Source organism: Pedobacter sp. (assembly GCF_045627485.1).
In the GTDB taxonomy this organism is placed as follows: domain Bacteria; phylum Bacteroidota; class Bacteroidia; order Sphingobacteriales; family Sphingobacteriaceae; genus Pedobacter.
Genome location: NZ_JAZQNU010000118.1, coordinates 1 through 3,186, shown reverse-complemented (window position 1 = coordinate 3,186; position 3,186 = coordinate 1). Strand labels below are relative to the sequence as shown.

General features: G+C 42.7%; 3 protein-coding genes. All 3 read right to left on the bottom strand.

Translation table 11 applies throughout. The features are described from left to right. Window positions 1–170 precede the first annotated feature (170 nt). Window positions 171–419 (bottom strand): holin, encoded by a 249-nt coding sequence (locus ACR2F3_RS09145; protein WP_432709675.1) that lies wholly within the window; start codon window positions 417–419, stop codon window positions 171–173. Between the two features lie 90 nt (window positions 420–509). After that, window positions 510–2,447, bottom strand: a complete 1,938-nt coding sequence (locus ACR2F3_RS09140; protein WP_432709674.1) for a hypothetical protein — start codon at window positions 2,445–2,447, stop codon at window positions 510–512. Window positions 2,448–2,477: 30 nt separating this feature from the next. Beyond that, on the bottom strand, window positions 2,478–3,186 hold a 709-nt coding region (locus ACR2F3_RS09135), incomplete at its 5' end, for a host specificity factor TipJ family phage tail protein (protein WP_432709673.1).

Here is a 3,186-nt window from a genome sequence, read left to right as displayed (position 1 = left end):
ACCATGTCCAATGGTCGGTACATCACCTTTAACTGGGATTACTGGCTTTGCTGTATAGCCTTCCTTTATGGCCGTGGCTTGCACCTGTTCATCACTTGGCCCCGTGATCCACATTCCTGCAGCAAGTACCAAAGAAGATCCGATCACGTAATATTTAGTTTTATTTGACATTATGCTTCCTCTCTCCACTGCTTGATCCGGAGCCGGTGAATCTCATCAGCACGTTTGTTTTCCAGTCGTTTGTAGTACCAGTTCACTGCAAAGCCACCCAGTGCAATAGCAATACCCAGCCAGGCAAGAACATCGATTGATGCAAGGTATGCCAAAAAACCAGAAGCAGCCCCCGCATATGTTGTTTTTGATGCAGCGGATGAAACGGTTGCTGCCATTTCCATTACTGCTGATTTTTGATCGGACATGCCGCCCCCTAAATTTTGGTAATAAAAAACCCTGACCTAATTAAAGGTCAGGGTTAGTTGTGGTTTGTTGGGTGATAAATGATTTAAGAATTACGTAGCACAAACACTTAATTCTACTTCTACAAAAACGCTGTCCATCGCATAGGCTGGCATTGTAAGAGTGAGAATGAGCTCACGTGTAGAACTTCCGCCGTTCGCAATTGTCGGAACAATTACACCCGTGGAGTCTCCTGTACCTTGGCCAGTCGCTCTTAGCTTATACAGTTCTTGCATAAAATAGCGTGTTAGCGATCTTGTGTTTGACCGGTATGCACTGACGGCCATTTCGTTAGCAAACGATAGATTGCTTGCCGCAGATAGTGCGCTGACCTTGACCTTGATGTTTGCGCTAGACGATGGATCTACATCACGCCAGATCGTAATGGTTTTAGTTGATCCAGCTGCTGCTGCACCTAAATCAAAAACCCGACGTTCTGAGTAGTTTTTGGATATAGGGGTTGCTTTTAACTTTTCGATACCAGTGTTGTTTTTGAATGAGTTTCCACGAACATAAAGACCAAGCTCAGTCACGTTCGGGAACGCATTAGAATTTAGGTTCAATAGGTGGCAGAAGATCGGCGTAAAGAACGTATTGTGCGAAATAAATAATCCAGGCTCCTGCAGGTTATAGACCTGAGTACCGTTCGCAACAGCCTCATGATAGCCGTTGTTCACAAAGCTATTTCGATAGTGATTGTTATACAGCTCAATATCACACGCTTCCATCTGACAGTTCAGGACCTTATTCAGCTGGCCATTACCATCAAAGATATGAACGCCGTTTGTGATCTGCGTAACGCCATCGGCCAGCTTCGGCAATCCGACAGGCATAGGGTAAGGGTTGTTCGTTGGTTTTGCTCCACACCCCTCCCCATCCCAAGATGTAATTCGGTTTGTATCACCAGACGTACACCAAAGACCTACAATCGATCGATTTGAACGAATGTTTGTGAAATAGTTACGGTTGTTGTTCGCAATGGTTACAACATCATGCTTACCGTTACGCATTTCAACATCAATTTGACACTCAATAAAATGAATATTGGAAATGTCGTTATAGTGATTTCCATAAGCAGAGCTCATGATGATAGGTTGTGAGCATCTGCGGAACTCAACATCACGGATAATATTTTTATAGCAAGCGGATTTCTCTACTTGGGTCATGTCCTGACCCATAAAGATACCTACTTTTGAGTGATGGATAGCAATGTCTGAGAATTTATAATAGCTTCCATGCAATGAAAAAACAGCTTCGTTGTTGTTTATGTCATCACTTGCAGCAATATCTAAAGTGCCGTCTGATTTTAGTATCCGTGTCGAAACCTCACCCACCTCATTTCGAGTAAAAACAGTTTTACCTCTGTCGCCATATATGTAAGCGCCGGTATCCATGCGGTTAGGACTTCCGCTATGAGGGGTGTGTACGGTATTTGGCCCGAATACATACGGTCCAGTGTCACCTGGAGCATAAATATTTTTACGCATTTTAACGCATAGCTGCATCGCAGCCCAATCAATTGAATCCGTTGTTGCTGTCACATGAGGGAAGGTTGCCTGTACTGCAGCTAAGCTAGAAAATTTACCAGAATCTATCCATTCTTGTACTGTGTGTAATTCTCCATCGCCAATCGCACCATAGTCTTTTACATTCACAACATCTTTAATGTGATCATAAAGGTTGCGACTAGTTGATTTATTCAAAACCTTAATAGGAAAACCTAGTTCGTCATTTACCTGTTGTAAGTTCTTTCCGCTACTATCAACCACTAAATCAGCTGTCCACCCTGCAGAACCCGCCCCTGCAGCTAATGCTATCTTGATGGCTTTAGCTAGATTCTCTAGCTCAAGTGGAAAAGAATTAAAGGGTTGGCCATATCGTGGATTAATTACCTTTTTTTCATTTACTGCTTCCCCTGCATGTTTCACGTCGATTTTTGCAGCTTCAAGCTCTTGCTTTGTCACCATATCAGCCATGTTTTTCTCCGGCATTAAAAAACCACCCGAAGGTGGCTGTTAAATCTAAATAAGGTTTTTGATTCGGTCTTTATCGTTAGCGTAGTACCGAGCATCATAATTAATGGCAGTAACTTCACTTTCAAATGGGCCTGAATGAGATTTCTCGGTAATCAGAAAAGCCTCTGAATCCTTTTCAGTTGAAAGTGTGATGGAGTATTTGGCATATTCGTCATACTCACTTTTTACTACCAATGGCAATATCGGTAATCTTTCTAAGATCAACTTAAATTTATCTAAACCTTGAGTCACTCTCATGGTTTCTACACTACGATTTAAGTGCTGCAGATGAATCGTATAGCTCTTATTTGATTCCAACTTAACAGGCTGTGAAATGGAGATATTTCGCCCATTCCAGTAAGTAATATCACCACTTGAAGTAAGTGTGGGCACCACATCATCAACTACAGCGATCCGGTCATTTAAAGAAACTAAATCAGCTTCACCATAGGCAGTAAATTTCACCATCTCGCGCTGATACTGGATTTTATTCCAGGCACGATGTGCCAAGAAATGCGCCTGATATTTGTTGGTCACACCGCTTAATTCCAGCTTTTTCGGATTGGTAATGAATTCATCCGGTAACCGGATGATTGATTCCACCCAGCCATCAGCCGGATCAATCCAAGTGACTTCCACTCCATCATGATCTCGGTCCACACCGTACTTTTCAGAACGTGTTTCTGAAAAGGGCCGCTTGTTGCGGTGATTAAAC